Origin of the sequence: Belnapia moabensis DSM 16746, from assembly GCF_000745835.1 — a bacterium.
Taxonomy (GTDB): Bacteria; Pseudomonadota; Alphaproteobacteria; order Acetobacterales; family Acetobacteraceae; genus Belnapia; species Belnapia moabensis.
The window spans coordinates 1-2,455 of record NZ_JQKB01000234.1; the positions used below are offsets into that span (position 1 = coordinate 1).

1 protein-coding gene and 1 pseudogene are annotated in these 2,455 nt (G+C 67.1%); one reads left to right on the forward strand and one right to left on the reverse strand.

Annotated features, from left to right (window positions below; translation table 11 throughout):
* Positions 1 to 1,271: transposase (locus tag EP26_RS30495; RefSeq protein WP_408735132.1), on the forward strand; the 1,271-nt coding region annotated here is incomplete at its 5' end.
* Here EP26_RS30495 and EP26_RS30500 read toward each other — a convergent pair.
* Positions 1,222 to 2,047: pseudogene (locus EP26_RS30500) on the reverse strand (IS256 family transposase); the annotation flags it as partial. The gene EP26_RS30495 and the pseudogene EP26_RS30500 overlap by 50 nt on opposite strands.
* Positions 2,048 to 2,455: the final 408 nt, after the last annotated feature.

A 2,455-nucleotide genomic window follows, 5' to 3' on the forward strand; every position in this document is an offset into this window, starting at 1 on the left:
GGCTCTGGGCTATCTCACACCAGAGCAGAAGGTCGCGGCGTTCCATGCGGCTGCTTCAGTCGCGTAACGCTGTCCGTGAAGGCGGGGCAAGGCCAATTCGCTGGTTCGCGGGCTACGGCCTGCATGAGGCGCTGCCCGATCACTCCTCACTTACCCGCATCCGCCAACGGTGGGGTGCAGAGCTGTTTCGGCGGATCTTCGCGCGCAGCGTGCAGGCTTGCGTCAAGGCGGGCATCGCCAAGGGGAAGGTCGTGCACATCGACGCGACGCTGATCCGCGCTGATGTGGCTTGGGAGAGCCTCGGCGAGCGGCATGCGGACGCGGTCCTGGCGCAAGACGGCGATCTATCCATGCCGGGTGAGGATGCCGCCCGGCGGCAGGCCGAACGCGACGGCAAGCAGACGGGCCGGTACAAGAAGGTCTGCCTTACCGACCCCGACGCTACCATGGCGACGAACGCCCGGAACCGGCGGCTGGAGCCAGCCTACAAACAACACACCGCAGTAGACGACGTGTTCGGTGTCGTGCTCGACCTCGAGGTGACAACCGGCCAGGCGAACGAGGGCGACCATGTCCTCGACCGCGTGGACGCCGCGGCCGCAGCGACGGGGCGCTCCGCGGCGGCCGTCACCGCCGATCAAGGCTATGCCTACGGCAAGGTTTACGGCGGGCTGGAGGAGCGCGGAGTTGACCCGGTCATCCCGGCCAAGAAGGAGCCAGCCCGCTCGCGCGTGCCGCTGCCCCGGTTTCGCTACGATGCCCGGCACGACATCCTGAAGTGTCCCAAAGGCCGTGTTCTACGTCCGCAGCGCCAGACCGAGCACGGGCGCTACTTCTACTCACGGGCCGCCGAATGCCGCCGCTGCCCGATCCGAGGCGACTGTCTCTCGAAAGGGCGGGTTAACAAGGCCGTTGTCGTGAGCGACAACCTTCCCGCGCTGCTGCGGGCCCGGCGCCGGAAGGAGCGTTGGTCGGCCGAGGATGCCCGCCTCTACCAACGTCATCGCTGGCGCTCAGAGGGCTTCCACGGTGAAGCAAAGTCCTGGCACGGCCTCGCCCGCGCCATCCGAAGCGGCCTGCAGAACATGCGTATCCAAGCCTTCCTCACCGCCGCAGCGGTAAACCTCAAGCGGCTCGCTACCGCCCTTTGTGCGCTCCTCGACCCTCACGCAAGCGCACGGCTCATCCTTGGCCTGCTTGCCATCGTCGCCACGGTTGCCAAACGACGGGCCGCGGGCTTCGCCCACTCCGCATCAGCCCACGCTGCCTAAGGTTGTTCAACAGCCCCACGCGACAGCGCTGCCACGTCGCCCTGAGCACCTTGGCCACAGCGGCCTTGAGCCCCTCATGCGCGTCGGAGATCACCAGCTTGACGCCGCGCAGACCGCGCCGGGCCAGGCCGCGGAGGAAGTTGGTCCAAAAGGTCTTCGCCTCGGAGGCGCCGACCGCCATGCCGAGCACCGCGCGCCGACCATCGCCATTGACGCCGACCGCGATGGTGACCGCGACCGAGACAATGCGGCCCGCCTCGCGGACCTTCACATAGGTGGCGTCGAGCCAGAGATAGGGCCGTCGGCGTATACGCCGACCACTCGATGGGGCGGCTGAGGAGGTCCTGCACCCGGCCATCGATCTCGGCGCACAGGCGGCTGACCTGGCTCTTGCTAATGCCCTCCATGCCCATGGCCCGGACCAGGTCATCCACCGAGCGGGTGGGGACGCCCTGCACATAGGCCTCCTGGATCACTGCTGTCAGCGCCTTCTCCACCAGCCGTCTCGGCTCCAGGAAGGCCGGGAAGTAGGAGCCGCGCCGCAGCTTCGGAATACGCAGCTCCACCGTGCCGACCCGGGTCTGCCAGTCCCGCTCGCGGTAGCCGTTGCGCTGGTTCACCCGATCAGCGCTGCGCTCGCCGTGGCCGGCGCCGCAGGCCCCCTCGGCATCCAGCTCCATCAGCCGATGAGCGGCGAAGCCGATCATCTCCCGCAGCAACGTGGCATCAGAGCCCTTATCCAACAGCTCCCGAAGCGCGATCCTCTCGTCGGTCATCGTGGCGTCCTTGGGTCAGAGTTGCGTGTCGCAACACAACCCTACCGAGGGCTACCGCGATGGCCGCCGCCGTTACGGCGGCGGCCTCCTACACCACCCGCCGGGACATGACCACGGTACCCCCTCGGGGGATAGGCGCGAATGTGCATTGCCAACTCGTGCCGAATCGCATCGAAAAGTCGTAATCCGTGTTTCGGAATCCGCCTGTGCACCCCAGCACTGTGGCGGTGATCGCCTAATCCTCGACACGATGTGGCGCCCATTTCGGTGTGCGGTCGTCAACCTGACATGGGTTATGGCGGGCTGGTGCCCTCCAGCGGCAATCGGGGTCTGATACCAACCGCCATGGTCACTGACTCGCATGTGATCCGCGGTTTGCGGCGGGCGTGATTCGCTGTCTCCCGGGGG